Consider the following 15,390-nt stretch of genomic DNA (forward strand, 5'->3'; position numbering starts at 1 on the left):
AGAGAAAACGCCATGAACGATCAATGGATCGATGTCTGCGCCGTGGGCGAAATAGACGAAGAAGACGTGCTGCGCTTCGACCACGGGGCGCACACTTATGCGGTGTATCGCTCGGCGGACAACCAGTTCTTCGCCACCGCTGGCCTGTGCACCCACGAGAACGTCCACCTGGCCGACGGCTTGGTGATGGACCACATCATCGAGTGCCCCAAGCACAACGGGCGCTTCGATTACCGCAACGGCCAGGCCATGGGCGCGCCGGTGTGCGTCAACCTCAAGACCTACCCGGTGCGGGTCGAAGCGGGGCGGGTGTTGCTCGCTGTCACGGCCGGATCATGAGCGAAGCACTTGCAAGCCACGCCCTGATCATCGTCGGCGCCGGGCATGCCGGAGGCCGTGCGGCGCTGACGCTGCGCGAAGAAGGCTACGCCGGGCGGCTGATCCTGATTGGCGATGAACCGCACTTGCCCTACGAGCGGCCACCGCTGTCCAAAGGCGTGTTGCAGGGCACGGCGGACCTGGCTGGATGCAGCTTGTGCGACAGCGTGCGGCTGGCCGAGCTGGGCATCGAGCACATTGCCGGCAACCCGGTCACTCACTTGGACCCGCAACACCATCGCCTGCAACTCAATGACGGGCAGTGGCTGCCGTACGCCGGCCTGTTGTTGGCCACCGGGGGCAGAGCGCGCCGGTTGCCCCAGGAGCAGGCCCACGTGCTTTACCTGCGCACCCATGATGAAGCGCTGGCGTTGCGCAGTGCATTGCAACCCGGCACGCGGCTGGTGGTGGTGGGCGGTGGCTTTATCGGCCTGGAAGTGGCCGCCACCGCACGTGGCCTGGGCTGTGATGTGACGGTGCTCGAAGCCGGGCCGCGCTTGGCGGGCAGGGTATTGCCGCCGGTTATCTCCCAGGCGCTGTTGGAGTTGCATCGTCAGCATGGGGTCGACGTACGTTTGAACGTGACGTTGGAATCCATCCAGGCCGACGCTGTGCTGCTGGCGGACGGGCAGCGGCTGCCCTGCGATCGGGTGGTGGTGGGCATCGGCATGCAGCCCAATGTCGAGCTGGCCACGGCGGCCGGGCTGGACGTGGGGCAGGGCATTCGCGTGGATGCGCAGTTGCGCACCAGCGCGCCCGACATTTATGCCGCCGGCGACGTGTGCGAGTTTCGCCTCGGCGGCCTCTACCAGCGCCAGGAAACCTGGCGCAACGCCGAAGCCCAGGGCCGGCATGCGGCGCTGGGCCTGCTGGGGCGTGAAGCACCGTTCGAGGCGCTCCCCGGTTTCTGGTCCGATCAATACGACTGGGGGTTGCAGACCGTGGGCTTGATCACACCCTTGACGGTCAGCCGCACCTTGCCCGACGGCGGCCTGTTGCTGTTCTACCTGGATGCCGATCACCATTTGCAAGGCGCCTGCGGTTGGGCGCGGGGCAACAGCGTGGCCAAGGACATCAAGCTCTGCGAACGCCTGATCAGCGCGCGTCTGCCACTCGATACCACCAGCCTGGCCAACCCCGAGCTGTCCCTCAAACACCTGCTGCGAGGCTGATATGCGTCAATTTCTAGTGTTCCAATCCTTGTGGGCCATGCAGACCGAACCCGGCTCTCTGGAGGCTCAACTCGACCGTATCAAGGCCGCCGGTTTTGATGGCATCACCGACCACTACTGGCAACCCGCCGAGGTGGCGCGCTTGCATGCCGCCGCCTCGGCCAGGGGCTTGCAGATCGAGGGCCAGTTGTTTCCGCAATCGGTGGATGACTTGGCGGCCGCGCTGGAAGTGATCAGCCGCTATGGCTGCCACCACCTCACGCTGCAAGCCGACGTGCGCCCGCGCACCCAGGCCGAAGCCGCGCGGCTGGTGGAGGGCTGGCAACGCCTGGCTGAACAGGTGGATTTTCCGGTCCTGCTTGAAACCCATCGCTACCGGCTCACCAACGACCTGCTGTTCACCCTCGACCTGCTGGCCCAGATGCCCGACTTGAAACTGTTGGCCGACCTCTCCCATTACGTGGTCGGCCGCGAACTGCCGGAGCCTGGCGCGGCTGAAGACGATGAGCAGATCCGCACCATCCTGCGCCACAGCTGGGGTTTCCATGGCCGCGTGGCCAGCAGCGAACAGGTCCAGGTGTCGCTGGACTTTGCGCAGCATCAAGCCTGGGTGCAGCGCTTCACCGAGTGGTGGCGCTACGGAATCGAAGACTGGCTGGCCCGGCCCGAGACGCCGCAGAGCCTGTCGTTCACCTGCGAACTGGGCCCGCCGCCCTATGCGATCACCGGCGCGGATGGCCGAGAAATCAGCGACCGCTGGGCCGAAGCGTTGAAGATGCAGACGTTGATTCGGCATGTGTGGCAAAGCTGCCAGACATTGCCCGCTCACTACAGCCAGCAAAAGGTTGACCGCTGTACTGGACTGTCCCCACGATTTGTGAACAATGGCGCCCTGCGTTTTTCCACTGAGGGTCCCATGCCTGAAACCACTGTCGAATTGATCCAGACCGGCCCTGAAGCCGCCGAGCTGATCCGCAATCTCTACCAGTATTACGCCTATGAGTCTTCGGACTGGGAGCAGGAAGATGTCGAGGCGGACGGCCGTTTCTACATCCATGATGAGCACCTGGACCGTTATTGGCAGGACCCGCAATGGAGTGCCAACCTGCTGTTGGTCGACGGCTATATCGCCGGTTTCCTGCTGATCGAGGGCAGCGAACTGCCGGGCATCGACGCGCTGGAACTGGCGGACCTGTTCATCCTCAAGCGTTATCGGCGCAAAGGCATCGGCCGTGCCATCGCCAGCCAGGTGCTGTGCAGCGGCGAGGCCGATTGGCTGGTGCGCTTTTATGACCAGGATGAAGTGTCCCAGGCATTCTGGCGCACGGTGCTGGATAACCTGCCGCGCCCGGTGCAGACGCTTGAGCTGGGGGACGAGCCGCAACTGGTGAGTTACCTGATTACGCGGGTGTCGCTGCATTAAACGCCTGCTGCATCGCCTGTGGCGGTTGCCCGAAGGCGCGCAGAAACGCTTGGCGCATGCGCTCGCGGTCGCCAAACCCGGTTTCGCGGGCGACCACCTCGACCGGGTGGCGACTGGTTTCCATCATCGACCGGGCGGCCTCCACCCGCAGGGATTCGATGGCCTTGGCCGGCGTTTGTCCGGTTTCTTCGCGGAACACCCGGCTGAACTGGCGCGGGCTGAGCCGGGCGACATCGGCCAGGGCCTCCACCGAGAGATCGTGGGTCAGGTTCTCGCGGGCGTAGGCCAGGGCCAGTTGCACGCGGTCTGACTTGGGGTCCAGCTCCAGCAGCGCCGACAACTGCGACTGTTCACTGCCGCGGCGTTGGGCGATCACCAGCTTGCGCGCAATGCGCCGGGCGAGGTCGCCGCCCAGGTCGTTTTCCACCATGGCCAACGCCAGGTCCACGCCGGCGCTCATGCCGGCGCCGGTCCACACCTGGCCGTCGACGATGAACAGCTTGTCTTCTTCCAGGCGTATGTGCGGGTAGCGCTTGCGAAACGCCGGTGCGTGAATCCAGTGGGTGGTGGTGCGCTTGCCTTCCAGCAGGCCGGCCTCGGCCAGCACGAAAATACCCATGCACAGCGAGGCAACCCGTCGCGATTGCGCGGACGCGGCCTTGACCAGCTCCAGCAGGTTGGCTTCCGGCAGGCGAAATTCCAGGTAACCACTGACAATCAGTGTGTCGTAACCCTCGGGCCGGATCGGTGTGGTATTCACCGAAAATCCCTGGGAGGTCATCACCGCGCCGCCGCTCTCCGAGACCAGGTGAAACTCATAGGCCGGCTCGCCGCGCAGCAGGTTCGCGCACTCGAACACCGAACCCAGGCTGAGGCTCAGGGATTGGAAGTTCGGGTAAACCATCAGCGCAACGCTGTGCATCGTCATTCTCCAAGGGGCGCGGGAGAGGCGATTGTCGGCGCGTACCGGTTAAACGGCAACTGCCTTCGCGTCATGTCCGGAATCCTTGCGCATCTGACATTGTGCGAATTTTGCCCGGCTCCTAACATCCCCTCAACGAACTAGACGACTGGTCTAATCGGACGGGGTGAAGCATGAACAGCGAAACTAAAAGTGCACGGCAGGCCATTCTGGACACGGCGCAGTTGATTGTCGGGCGCAAGGGATTCTCCGCAGTGGGCCTGAACGAAATACTGCAAGCCGCCGACGTGCCCAAGGGTTCGTTTTACCACTACTTCAGCTCCAAGGATGCGTTCGGCGTTGTGCTGCTCGACCACTACTTCGACAGCTATGTGCACGGCATGCAGCAACTGTTCGACCAGCCTGGTTTAACCCAGCACGCCAAGTTGATGCGCTATTGGGACTGCTGGATCGACAACCAGACCGGCTGCACCGACGCGGGCAAATGCCTTGCCGTCAAACTGGGTGCCGAGGTGTCAGACCTGTCAGAGCCGATGCGCCTGGCCCTGCAGCGCGGCACCGCACGCACCATCGGGTTGCTCGCCAAGGCCTTGCAGGCGGGCATCGAAGACGGCTCGATAACGCTTGCGCAACACCCCGAGAACCTGGCCCAGCGCCTGTATGCGTTGTGGTTGGGGACCAGCGTCATGAGCAAGATCACCCGTACATCGGCGCCTTTCGACGAGGCGCTGCGGTTGACCCGACAGTTGTTGGGCCAGCCTGACCACACCGACACTCCCACCTATCGAGGCACTGGAAAATGAAAGTATTAATGGTACTGACCTCTCACGACCAGCTCGGCGATACCGGGCGCAAGACCGGCTTTTGGCTCGAAGAGTTTGCCGCACCCTATTACGCGTTCAAGGACGCCGGCGCCGACGTGGTGCTGGCTTCCCCGGCCGGCGGCCAGCCGCCGCTGGACCCGGTGAGCGACCAGCCGGACTTCCAGACCGAACAGACCCACCGTTTCGCCGCCGACCCGGCCGCGCAGCAGGCCCTGGCCACCACGCTGAAGCTGGAGAGCGTCAACGCCGATGACTTCGACACCGTGTTCTACCCAGGCGGCCATGGCCCGCTGTGGGACCTGGCGGAATCGCCCGTCTCGATCGCGCTGATCGAGTCCTTCGAGCGTGCCGGCAAACCGATCGGCTTTGTCTGCCACGCACCGGGCGCCCTGCGTCACGTCAAGGCGGTCAATGGCGAGCCGCTGGTCAAGGGCCGTCGGGTCACCGGTTTCTCCAATTCGGAAGAGGCCGCGGTGGAGCTGACCGACGTGGTGCCATTCCTGATTGAAGATGAGTTCAAGCAACTCGGCGGCCACTATGAGAAGGGGGCTGACTGGCAATCCTTTGTGATAACCGATGGTTTGCTGGTCACCGGGCAAAACCCTGGCAGTTCCAGCGATGTGGCTAAAGCCCTGCTGAAACTCACCGCGTAAGTTAATCAAACCGCTTGATTCATTGGCGACTTGCATAAGTCGCCAATGCTTCAGCGCGTCCGCCATTTGGAAAACCTTAGATGACAAACCCTATTTTAAGCACCCCGGTAAAACTGGGTCACCACACACTCGACAACCGTATCGTGCTGCCGCCGTTGACGCGCCAGCGCAGCGCCCAGCCCGGCGATATCGCCACCGACCTGATGGCCGAGTATTACCGCCAGCGTGCCAGTGCCGGTTTCATGGTCAGTGAGGGCACGCAGATTGAACCGCGTGGCCAGGGTTATGCGTGGACGCCGGGCATCTACAGCCCGGCACAGATCGACGGCTGGCGCAAAGTCACCGACGCGGTGCATGCCGAAGGCGGAGTGATCTTTGCCCAACTGTGGCACGTCGGCCGGGTGTCGCATAACGCCCTGCAGCCTGACGGCGCTGCGCCGGTTGCACCCTCTGCGATCCAGGCGCTGCAGGCCAAGGCCTTTATCGAAACCGCGCCGGGTGCGGGTGAGCTGAAGCAGCCGCCAGTGCCGCGTGCACTGAGCGTCCTCGAGATCGAGGAATTGATCGAGCACTACGCACAGGCGGCACGCAATGCGCTGGATGCGGGGTTTGATGGGGTAGAAATCCACTCGGCGAACGGTTATCTGGTCAACCAGTTCATCTCGGCCCACGCCAACCAGCGCGATGATCAATATGGCGGCTCCCTGGAGAACCGCCTGCGTTTCCTGCGCGAGATCGTTGAAGCCGTGACGGCCGTCGTCGGGCCGGAGCGTCTGGGGGTGCGGTTTTCACCGTTGTTCAGTGGCACCGACCAGGACCGGGTGTACATCGGCCTGGTGGAAGAAGACCCGCACCACACCTACATCGAAGCGATCAAGGTGCTGCAAGCGTCCGGCATCGCCTATGTGTCCATCGCCGAAGCCGACTGGGATAACGCCCCGGTGCTGCCCGAATCGTTTCGCCGCGCGGTGCGCGAGACCTTCAGTGGGCGGGTCATCTACGCTGGCCGCTACACCGCCGAGCGCGGCGCTCAGCTGGTAGAAGCAGGGCTGGCGGACTTGATCGCGTTCGGGCGGCCGTTCATTGCCAACCCGGATCTGCCACAGCGGATTTTCAACGGTTGGCCGTTGAACCCGCTGCGCACGGAAGGGATGTATGGGGGCGGTATAGAGGGCTATACCGATTACCCGAGATACGCCGAGCAGTAGAAACAGATCCTGAAAGCAAAGCCGGTCAATGTGGGAGCGGGCTTGCTCGCGAAAGCGGCGTGTCAGTCAACTCATTCGGGTCTGACACACCATATTCGCGAGCAAGCCCGCTCCCACATTTGATTTGTATCGCCTTCGGATCAACTGACCCGCAACACAATCTTGCCGATATGATCGCCACCCTCCATCCGTGCATGGGCCTGGGCGGCGTCGGTGTATTCGTACACTTTGTCGATGATCGGCAGGCAGCGCCCGGCTGTCAGTACCGGCCACACGTACTCGCGCAGTTGGTCGGCAATCGAGGCTTTTTCTTCCCTGGTGCGCGCGCGCAGCAGTGAGCCGGTGATCACGGCACGTTTGCCCAGGATGCTCAGCAGGTCCACATCATTGGCTTTGCCGCCACCGAGGAAACCGATCATCACCAAGTGGCCGTCCATGCCCAGAGCCTTGAGGTTGTTGTTCAGGTAGGAGGCTCCCATGATATCCAAGATCACATCCACGCCTTTGTCATCGGTTTTCTGGGCGATGACCTCGGCAAAGTCCTGCTCACGGTAGTTGATCGGCTCGGCACCCAACCCGGCAATCGCCGCGCACTTGTCGGCACTGCCGGCGGTGGCGAAGGCCTGGATGCCGAACTCGCGGCACAGCATCAAGGCGGTCGTACCGATGCCGCTGGTGCCGCCGTGGATCAATACGCGTTGGCCGGTGTGCGCACCGCCGAGGCCGAACAGGTTGGCCCATACGGTGAAGAAGGTTTCCGGCACGGCGGCGGCCTGGATCCAGTCCATGCCCTCGGGGATCGGCAGGGCCTGGCCGGCCGGCACGCTGCAAAATTGCGCGTAGCCGCCGCCATTGGTCAGGGCGCAGACTTTGTCGCCGATAGCGTATTCGCTCACGCCATCGCCCAGCGCCACCACTTCACCGGCCACTTCCAGGCCTGGAAGCGGGCTCATGCCGGGTTTCATCGGGTACTTGCCGGCGCGTTGCAAGGCGTCAGGGCGGTTGACCCCGGCGGCATGCACGCGGATCAGGATTTCGCCGGGGCCCGCCACCGGCACGTCGGCCCGGCGCGGTTGCAGCACTTCGGGGCCGCCGGGGGTGGTGATTTCGATCTGGGTCATTTCTTGTGGAAGCGTCATTTCAGATTACCTGCAGCGATGAGCGTATGGGTTGGGACCGTGTCGAGCGGCCGGCGGTTCAGCGCAATCATGCCCCATTCCAGGGCCAGGGCGACCACGATGGCGCCTGCCGCGATCATGAACAGCAACGCGTGCTGGCCGCCGCTGTTGTTGAACAGCACCGAGTAGGCGAACCCGGACAGTGCCTGGAACGTGGCAAAGGAGACGGTGGCGCGGCTCCACGCCACCTGTTGCTGGTGATGGTCGGGCAGCAGTTCATGCACCCGCGCCAGCGCCAGGGGCACGATGCCCGGCGGGAAGGAACCGAGAATCACCGCCAGCACCGCCAACGCGATAAACGAGCCGGCGAACGGCAACAGGCCGAGCGCTATCGCCTGCACCATCAGCACCCAACGGATACTCTGGCGGGCGCCGAGTCTATCCGCAAGAAAGCCGTAGGTCACCGGCCCCACAATCGCGCCCAGGCCGTACATCACCCAGATCATTGCGCCGATGTGCGCGCCATCGCCCAGGCCACGGGCCACGTAGTCCACCAGGAATACCATCGCCGGCACCAGGCCCGCCGCCATGAAGGCGTATTGAGCAAACAGCAGGTACACGCCGGAGGGCGTGCGCGCTGAAATGTGCGCAGGTGCCGGTGCCTGATGAGGTGTGCCGTCGGGCCAGGCAAACCAACTGGCAGCCGTCAATACCAGCGCCAACAGGCCCAGGCCAACCCAGGTCTGCTGCAAGCCCAGGCTCAACAGTGGCGGCACCAGCGTGCCGGAGCCGGCGATGCCCAGGCCGATGCCGAGGAAGATCGCGCCGCTGGCCAGGCCCCGGCGTGCCGCCGGAACATGGGGCAGCACGGTGGCGGCCACCAGCACCATGATCGCGCCCCCGGCAATCCCCGACAGCAGGCGCCAGGCGAAAAACCACACCACCGACAGTGGGAAGCCACAAGCGAAGAACGCCAGGGTCACCGCCACCATCATGATGCGCAGCGCGGTTCTGTTAGAGGTGCGCTGGGCAATGGGTCGTCCGATCAGCGCGCCGATCAGGTAACCCACCAGGTTGGCGGCACCGAGGTAGACCACGTCACTGGCCGAAAACCACTGGGCCTGGATCAAGGACGGAATCAACGGCGTGTAGGCGAACCGTGCCAGACCAATGCTGACCAGACTGGCGCACAGGCCGGCGAAGATGGGCAGCCAGACGGCGCTGCGGGATGGAGCGGGGGTGTCGAACATGGGGGCTGTCCTGAAATTTTTCTCTGGTGCCCAGCATAGCCATGTTGGTTGATGCAATAATGCTGCGATTTAGCGTCACGATGATGCATATATGCAGCACTGGGGAAACTTATGAATTGGGACGATGCGCGGATGTTCCTGGCGGTGTGCCGTGAATCCACGCTGCGTGGCGCCGCGCGGGTGCTGGGGGTGGATCAGGCCACGGTAGGCCGACGGATCAACGCCTTGGAAAAATCCCTGGATGCCACATTGTTCCTGCGCACTTCCGAGGGCTACGCGCTCACCGCCTTAGGCGAAGCCGCCTTGCTCTCGGTGGAAAAGATGGAGCGCTCAGCCCTCGACCTGGAGCGCCAGATCCAGGGCCTGGACGACCGCCTGACCGGCACCGTACGGGTCAGCACCACCGACTCCCTGGCGATCGATTTCCTGATACCGGCCATTGCCCACCTGCACGACAAGCACCCTGACGTGCGCGTGCAACTGGACGCCTCCACCCAGATCCTCAGCCTGGCCAAGCGCGAGGCCGACATCGCGGTGCGCAACCAGCGTCCGGACAACCCCGACCTGATTGCCCGACGCATCGCCCGCTGGCCGGTGGGGCTGTTTGCCGCACAGCGCTACATCGACCGTCACGGCGTGCCCGAACCTGGCAGCCTGTTCGAGGGCCACGACCTGGTGGTCTACCAGCCCTACCTGCAAAGCCACAAAGACCTGGCGCTGGCATGCGAGCCCGTGGGCCGCGGGCGCATTGTCGCGGCCTTGAGTTCCAGCCTGCTGGTGCGCCGTGCCATCGCCGCCGGCATTGGCGTCGGGGAAATCCCGGTGTACACCGGTGAACGCGACGGGCTGGTGCGTCTGTGGCCGGAACGCACCCGGCCGCTGCCGTATGACGTGTGGCTGGTGACCCACGCCGACCTGCGCCACACCGCGCGGGTGCGGGTGGTGATCGATGAAATCGTCGCAGCGTTTGCCTGCACCCAGGAGTGAGGTCAGCACAGGCTTGCAAGCGTGCGTGGAGCGCTGTCGACACAATCGGGGTGTGTGTCAACCAACCGAGAGCACCTATGAACGAATCAAGAAGTCAGGACCTGGGGCTGTTGTTTTTGCGGGGCAGCGGGGCGCTGTTCCTGCTGTGGGTCCATGGATTGCCCAAATTACTGGACTACAGCGAGCAGCTGAAACTGATCGAGGACCCGTTCCACCTGGGCGCCCACGTCACGTTGTTGCTGGCGATATTCGCCGAAGTGCTGTGCCCGCTGCTGATCATTGCCGGGGTGCTGGTGCGACTGGCATGCTTGCCGATCCTGGCGGTGTTGTTGATCGCCATGCTGGTGGTGCATCCGCAGTGGTCGTTGCTCGAAGGGCAATTCGGCTGGCTCCTGTTGATCATTTTCACCAGCGTCTTAATTGCCGGGCCCGGGCGCCTTGTCCTCAGTCGGCGTTTCTCCTGAACAAAAAAAGGCCGGGCAAGCCCGGCCGAAATAAGGAGAGGGTGGTGCAGGGTTTTCAGCGGTTGAGGAATGCCAGCAGGTCTTCATTCAGGGCCTGGGCATGGGTCACGGCGAAGCCATGCGGCGCATCCTTGTAGACTTTCAGCTCGGCGCCCTTGATTGAAGCGGCCGCCGCTTTGCCGGTGGTCTCGAACGGTACGATCTGGTCGCCGTCACCGTGAATGACCAGGGTCGGGACGTCGATTGTGGCCATGTCCGGGCGGAAGTCGGTCTCGGAGAAGGCGGTGACGCAATCCACCGTCGACTTGAGCGACGCCAGCATCGCGATCTGCAGGGTTTGCGTCAGCACGCCTTCGGAGACTGTCTGGCCCTTGTTGATGCCGAAGAACGGTGTGTTGAAGTCAGCAATGAACTGCGCACGGTCCTTCAACAGCCCGGCCTTGATGCCGTCGAACACTTCTGTCGGCACGCCTTGCGGGTAGTCCGGTTTCTGCCCGAACAGCGGCGTCACTGCGCCCAGCAGCACCAGGCCGGCCACGCGCGCGCTGCCATGGCGGGCGATGTAGCGGGCCACGTCGCCGCCGCCCATGGAGAAGCCCACCAGGGTGACGTCCTTGAGGTCCAGGTGTTCGATCAACTGCGCGATGTCGTCGGCGAAGGTGTCGTAATCGTTACCGGTCCACGGCTGGTCCGAGCGGCCGAAACCACGACGGTCGAACGCAATGGTGCGAAAGCCGCGGCTGCTCAGGTATTCCATCTGGTATTCCCACATGTCGGCATCCAGCGGCCAGCCGTGGCTGAACAGTACGGGCTTACCGCTGCCCCAGTCCTTGAAGTAGATCTGGGTACCGTCTTTGGCAACAAATGTGCTCATGGAAAACTCCTTGGGTAGCGGGGAAAAACTCAGCGTCACTATTGGTGTAAAGCGTACGCCGGGCTTGTATGGGTGTGCTTGGTTGGGGTCACCAACTGAATTTAAGCTCGACCCCCAGGTAATTGCTGTCACCACCACCGGCGTCGCGCAGGGTCTGGCCGACGTCGTAGTGCACGGCTTCGACAGCGCCGGTGAGGTTGGGGCTGAACACATAGTCGGTGCGCAGTTGCGCGTAGGCACCGGTCCAGCGATCACCCTGGCCCGCCGTTGCGGCCACTGGCAGGTTGGGCTGGGTGTACACGGCATCCTCGGTGGTCTGGCGCCAGAGCAAGCCGATGGCGGTTTGCACGCTGAGCTTATCGATCGGCTTGACGGTGATCGACGGCTTGACGTGAATCAGGTTGCTGTAGCCGGTGTAGCCCGCCAGGGAAAAGTAGTAGCCGTTGGGGAACAGCGGGTTGAACGTGCCGACGCTGCCATCTCCTGCCTTACGGTCACCCGAGGCGATGTCCAGTTGCAGGCCCACGCGCGGTTTCCAGGCCAGGCTGTCGAAGGTGTAGCCGGTACGACTGCCGCCGGCCCAGGCGCGAATGTCCTTGCTGCCCACCGAACCCCTTTGCAGCATCGCTTCGATGTCCCAGTCAAAACCCCTGGCCGCGCCGCCCAGGCGTGCGTCGAACAGGTGGCGGGTCTCGTCGCCGTCCGCGTCCAGGTAGTGCGCGGCGCTGCGCTCATACACGCCGTAGTAGGCCGACAGTTCGTTCTTGCCGCCCACCAGGCGCTCGACCCGCACCAGGTGAAAGCGCGCGTCGCTGTTGGACTTGTCGTCGAAGTGCCGTTCGTCCTGATACTGCACCGGCTGGCTGGTAATGCCGATGAAGCGCCAGTTGGAGGTCTCCCAGTCGGCCCACAGCGCATCGAAGGATTGCCGCACATTCGGGCCGTCCCGCGATGAGATGAAGCGCTGCAGGTCGAAGGCGAAATCCTGGCGCCCGACGCGTGCCTTCAGCGTGCCGCTGCTGAAGGCATTGACGTACTCGGCAAAGGCCAGGCGCAGGTCGACGCGGTTCTGGTCGGCGCCGCCAATCGTGGTTTTGTCGTAGGCGCGCACGTCTTCGAGTTGGGTGAACACCCGCCAGTTCTGGTTCAGGTGCAGGTCGGCATGCACCTGGAAACGCTGGATCAGGTAGCGATCGCGCTTCACGTCGCGTACGCCGAAACCACTGGCATCGTTCATCTCGAAGCGCTCGCGCAACGTCGCGCCCAGGGACAGATAGCTGAACGGGTCGGCACCCGACAGCGGGATGTATTTCAAGTTGTCCAACGGTTGCGTGCGCAGCGCCGGGTTTTGCAGCACCGACCAGTCTTCCTGCCAACGGTTGGCCTTGATCGCCGGGCGTGTCGCTTGCTCGTCGGCGTGAACGCTGCCGGCGAGCAGCGGCCACAGCACGGCCAGGCTCAAGCCTGCGCGACGCTTCATTTTGCCGCGTTGAGCTGATGAATTTCCGCGACGTAGCCGCCCGGGAACTCGACCAACGCGCTGCGCCGGCCTTTGCTGTCGAAGGCGGGCACCAGCACTTTGGCGCCGGAGCCGGTGGCCTTGCCCAGGGTGGCCGTCAGGTCAGCCACTTGGTAACCGGTGGTCTCGTGGCCGAACGGGTAGGGCAGTTGACCGTTGGTGACCAGCACCGCCATGCGCCCGAACGGCGACTCGATGTCGACACGGCGATAGCTGCCGCCGGCTTGGCCGATGTCGACGCCAGGGGCGTGCTTGTCATCGGCCAGGACTTTGCCGTGGGAGAAGCCCATAAAGGCTTTGATAAAGGCGTCGGCGCGGTCTGCGCTGAGGTACACGCGATTTTCCGGCACGGTCTGGAACGCGGCGTAATCCGGGGTCTTGGTGTGCCAGTAAAGCTGCATGTTCACACCGCCCGGCCACTGCACCACCGCATCACGCCCGATCGGGTCGGGGAAGTCGCTGACGATCACCGCCGCACCGTTTTCACGGGCGGCCTTGAGCGCGACGTCCATGTCCTTGACCAGATAGCCATTGCGCTCCTGGCCGAACGGGTGTGGGATCGGCGTGCTGAAACCAAACAGCGACACCGTGCCGGCCGGGGTCTGCAGCAATTGCGAGGTGGTGCTGCTCGGTACCGGCAGCACATTCACCACCACTTGGGCGGTGCTTTTGCCACCAAAGGTCGCCAGGAAACTCTGGGCAAAGCGGTCGACATCGGCCGGCGCGACGTAGACGTGGCTGGTGTCGTATTGCGGCGCCACGGCCACCGCGGGTGTTGCGGCGAATGCGCTGCCCATGATCTGCCCGGCCAGCAAGGTCAGGGCCAGGGAAACCTTAATCACGCGTTTACACATGCTTACTCTCCAGCGCTATGCCTAGGATCGAAAGCCGTGAGCTTAGGGATGCGCCAGCGGGGCGAATTGTACAGGCGTGCTTGATTGAACGATTCAGCGTCCAGGCCGGTCATCTGACTTCCAGTATCCGATTTCACAGGTGAACGAAATGGCCAAGACTTACAGCTACGCCGCCCAGAACGCCAAGGATTCCCTCAAGCCTTTCACCTTCGAGCGCCGCGCGCCGGGGGCGGACGACGTACAGATCGATATTCTCTATTGCGGCGTCTGTCACTCCGACCTGCACACCGCGCGTAACGAGTGGAACAACACCCTGTATCCCAGCGTGCCCGGCCACGAGATCGTCGGTCGCGTCACGGCGGTAGGCAGCAATGTCAGCAAGTTCAAGGTCGGTGATTTGGCCGGCGTGGGCTGTATGGTCGACAGCTGCCAACAGTGTGCGTCCTGCGCCGAAGGCGAAGAGCAATACTGCGAGAACGGCTTTACCGGCACCTACAACGGTCCGGTGTTCGGCGGTGAAAACACCTTCGGCGGCTACTCCGACAGCATCGTGGTCAAGGAGAAGTTCGTACTGCGCATCTCCCACGACGACGCCAACCTGGCCGCCGTGGCGCCGCTGCTGTGCGCGGGCATCACCACCTATTCGCCGCTGCATCACTGGAAGGTGGGCCCCGGCAAGAAAGTCGGTGTGGTCGGCCTCGGTGGTCTCGGCCATATGGCGGTGAAAATTGCCCATGCCATGGGCGCCCATGTCACGTTGTTCACCACCTCACCCAACAAGCGCGAAGACGGCCTGCGCCTGGGCGCTGATCAAGTGGTGGTGTCGAAGAACCCGGACGAAATGGCCAAGGTCGCCAACAGCCTGGACTTTATCCTCAACACCGTCGCCGCGCCGCACGACCTCGACGCCTTCCTCAACCTGCTCAAGCGCGACGGCACCATGACCCTGGTCGGCGCACCCGACAGCCCGCACCCGTCGCCAACGGTATTCAACCTGATCTTCAAACGCCGCAGCCTGGCGGGTTCGTTGATCGGCGGTATCCAGGAGACCCAGGACATGCTCGATTTCTGTGCCAGACACGGGATTGTTTCGGATATTGAGATGATCGATATCCAGGGCATCAACGAAGCGTATGAGCGCATGCTCAAGGGTGATGTGAAGTACCGGTTTGTGATTGATATGGACAGTTTGAAAAAGGAAAGCCACGCCGCGTGATCGCATGAGCGGCACTGCCCTATGAGGAGCTGTCGAGCCCCAGCGAGGCTGTGAAGGCGGCGGTACATGCTGGCATGTTCATCGCCTGACCCACCGCTTTCGCAGCCTCGCTAAAGCTCGATAGCTCCCACAGGGGATCGGCTGTGTGGGTGGGATTTGCGGTTTAGCGGCTGACGCCATTTTCGGCAGCACCGCAACTCAACTGTGGGAGCTGTCGAGCCCCAGCGAGGCTGCGAAGGCGGCGGCATTGCTGGCATTTTCATCGCCTGACACTCCGCTTTCGCTGCCTCGCTAAAGCTCGACAGCTCCCACAGGGGAACGGCTGTGTACGCTGGATTTGCGATGTAGCGACTGGCGCCATTTTCGGCAGCACCGCAACTCAACTGTGGGAGCTGTCGAGCCCCGGCGAGGCTGCGAAGGCGGCGGCATTGCTGGCATTTTTCGCCTGACACTCCGCTATCGCTGCCTCGCTAAAGCTCGAGAGCTCCCACAGGGGCTCGGCTGTGTGGGTTGGATTTGCGGTCTAGC

The 15,390-nt window shown here is 63.3% G+C and carries 15 protein-coding genes and 1 pseudogene; 10 read left to right on the top strand and 6 right to left on the bottom strand.

Annotated features, from left to right (window positions below):
- Positions 1-12: 12 nt before the first annotated feature.
- The 4 genes and pseudogenes from H0Z09_RS10880 to H0Z09_RS10895 all read left to right on the top strand — a co-directional run bounded on the left by H0Z09_RS10880 (position 13) and on the right by H0Z09_RS10895 (position 2,973).
- On the top strand, positions 13-339 hold the full coding sequence (locus H0Z09_RS10880; protein WP_076954317.1) for a MocE family 2Fe-2S type ferredoxin: 327 nt from the start codon (positions 13-15) through the stop codon (positions 337-339).
- Positions 336-1,550: an FAD-dependent oxidoreductase gene (locus H0Z09_RS10885; protein ID WP_186690405.1), complete on the top strand. Its 1,215-nt coding sequence runs from the start codon at positions 336-338 to the stop codon at positions 1,548-1,550. The genes H0Z09_RS10880 and H0Z09_RS10885 overlap by 4 nt, the downstream gene beginning before the upstream one ends.
- Position 1,551: 1 nt before the next feature.
- Positions 1,552-2,364: pseudogene (locus tag H0Z09_RS10890) on the top strand (sugar phosphate isomerase/epimerase); the annotation flags it as partial.
- 102 nt (positions 2,365-2,466) lie between these two features.
- Complete coding sequence (locus H0Z09_RS10895; protein ID WP_076954314.1) at positions 2,467-2,973, top strand: GNAT family N-acetyltransferase; 507 nt, start codon at positions 2,467-2,469, stop codon at positions 2,971-2,973.
- On the opposite strand, the gene H0Z09_RS10900 is transcribed toward H0Z09_RS10895, so the two are convergent.
- Complete coding sequence (locus H0Z09_RS10900; RefSeq protein WP_186690407.1) at positions 2,951-3,895, bottom strand: GlxA family transcriptional regulator; 945 nt, start codon at positions 3,893-3,895, stop codon at positions 2,951-2,953. The two genes, H0Z09_RS10895 and H0Z09_RS10900, sit on opposite strands and share 23 nt — an antisense overlap.
- A gap of 173 nt (positions 3,896-4,068) precedes the next feature.
- Between H0Z09_RS10900 and H0Z09_RS10905 the strand changes: the two genes are divergently transcribed.
- The 3 genes from H0Z09_RS10905 to H0Z09_RS10915 all read left to right on the top strand — a co-directional run bounded on the left by H0Z09_RS10905 (position 4,069) and on the right by H0Z09_RS10915 (position 6,580).
- Positions 4,069-4,698: a TetR/AcrR family transcriptional regulator gene (locus H0Z09_RS10905; RefSeq protein WP_186690409.1), complete on the top strand. Its 630-nt coding sequence runs from the start codon at positions 4,069-4,071 to the stop codon at positions 4,696-4,698.
- Positions 4,695-5,372 carry a type 1 glutamine amidotransferase domain-containing protein gene (locus H0Z09_RS10910; RefSeq protein ID WP_186690411.1) on the top strand — a complete coding sequence of 226 codons (678 nt, stop codon included), beginning with the start codon at positions 4,695-4,697 and terminating at the stop codon, positions 5,370-5,372. Before H0Z09_RS10905 ends, H0Z09_RS10910 begins: the two co-directional genes overlap by 4 nt.
- 80 nt (positions 5,373-5,452) lie before the next feature.
- A complete protein-coding gene (locus H0Z09_RS10915; protein WP_186690413.1) occupies positions 5,453-6,580 on the top strand; it encodes an alkene reductase in 1,128 nt (375 codons plus the stop codon).
- A gap of 140 nt (positions 6,581-6,720) precedes the next feature.
- Here H0Z09_RS10915 and H0Z09_RS10920 read toward each other — a convergent pair whose 3' ends face one another.
- Both H0Z09_RS10920 and H0Z09_RS10925 read right to left on the bottom strand, forming a co-directional pair.
- A complete protein-coding gene (locus tag H0Z09_RS10920; protein ID WP_186690415.1) occupies positions 6,721-7,719 on the bottom strand; it encodes an NAD(P)H-quinone oxidoreductase in 999 nt (332 codons plus the stop codon).
- A complete protein-coding gene (locus tag H0Z09_RS10925; RefSeq protein ID WP_186690417.1) occupies positions 7,716-8,948 on the bottom strand; it encodes a YbfB/YjiJ family MFS transporter in 1,233 nt (410 codons plus the stop codon). Before H0Z09_RS10925 ends, H0Z09_RS10920 begins: the two co-directional genes overlap by 4 nt.
- Before the next feature lie 111 nt (positions 8,949-9,059).
- Between H0Z09_RS10925 and H0Z09_RS10930 the strand changes: the two genes are divergently transcribed.
- The gene (locus tag H0Z09_RS10930; RefSeq protein WP_186690419.1) at positions 9,060-9,935 is read left to right on the top strand and encodes a LysR family transcriptional regulator; all 876 of its coding nucleotides are present in this window, start codon (positions 9,060-9,062) and stop codon (positions 9,933-9,935) included.
- 77 nt (positions 9,936-10,012) lie between these two features.
- Complete coding sequence (locus H0Z09_RS10935; RefSeq protein ID WP_186690421.1) at positions 10,013-10,399, top strand: DoxX family protein; 387 nt, start codon at positions 10,013-10,015, stop codon at positions 10,397-10,399.
- A 55-nt stretch (positions 10,400-10,454) separates the two neighbouring features.
- On the opposite strand, the gene H0Z09_RS10940 is transcribed toward H0Z09_RS10935, so the two are convergent.
- The 3 genes from H0Z09_RS10940 to H0Z09_RS10950 form a co-directional block, all read right to left on the bottom strand.
- Entirely contained in the window at positions 10,455-11,273 is an 819-nt protein-coding gene (locus H0Z09_RS10940) for an alpha/beta hydrolase (protein ID WP_186690423.1), read from the bottom strand.
- An 88-nt stretch (positions 11,274-11,361) separates the two neighbouring features.
- Positions 11,362-12,753, bottom strand: a complete 1,392-nt coding sequence (locus tag H0Z09_RS10945; protein ID WP_186690425.1) for an alginate export family protein — start codon at positions 12,751-12,753, stop codon at positions 11,362-11,364.
- Positions 12,750-13,646: a glyoxalase gene (locus H0Z09_RS10950; protein ID WP_186690427.1), complete on the bottom strand. Its 897-nt coding sequence runs from the start codon at positions 13,644-13,646 to the stop codon at positions 12,750-12,752. Before H0Z09_RS10950 ends, H0Z09_RS10945 begins: the two co-directional genes overlap by 4 nt.
- Before the next feature lie 148 nt (positions 13,647-13,794).
- Between H0Z09_RS10950 and H0Z09_RS10955 the strand changes: the two genes are divergently transcribed.
- A complete protein-coding gene (locus H0Z09_RS10955) occupies positions 13,795-14,862 on the top strand; it encodes an NAD(P)-dependent alcohol dehydrogenase (protein ID WP_186690429.1) in 1,068 nt (355 codons plus the stop codon).
- Positions 14,863-15,390 lie beyond the last annotated feature (528 nt).

Origin of the sequence: Pseudomonas sp. SWRI18 (genome assembly GCF_014268345.1) — a bacterium.
Classification (GTDB): Bacteria; Pseudomonadota; Gammaproteobacteria; order Pseudomonadales; family Pseudomonadaceae; genus Aquipseudomonas; species Aquipseudomonas cedrina.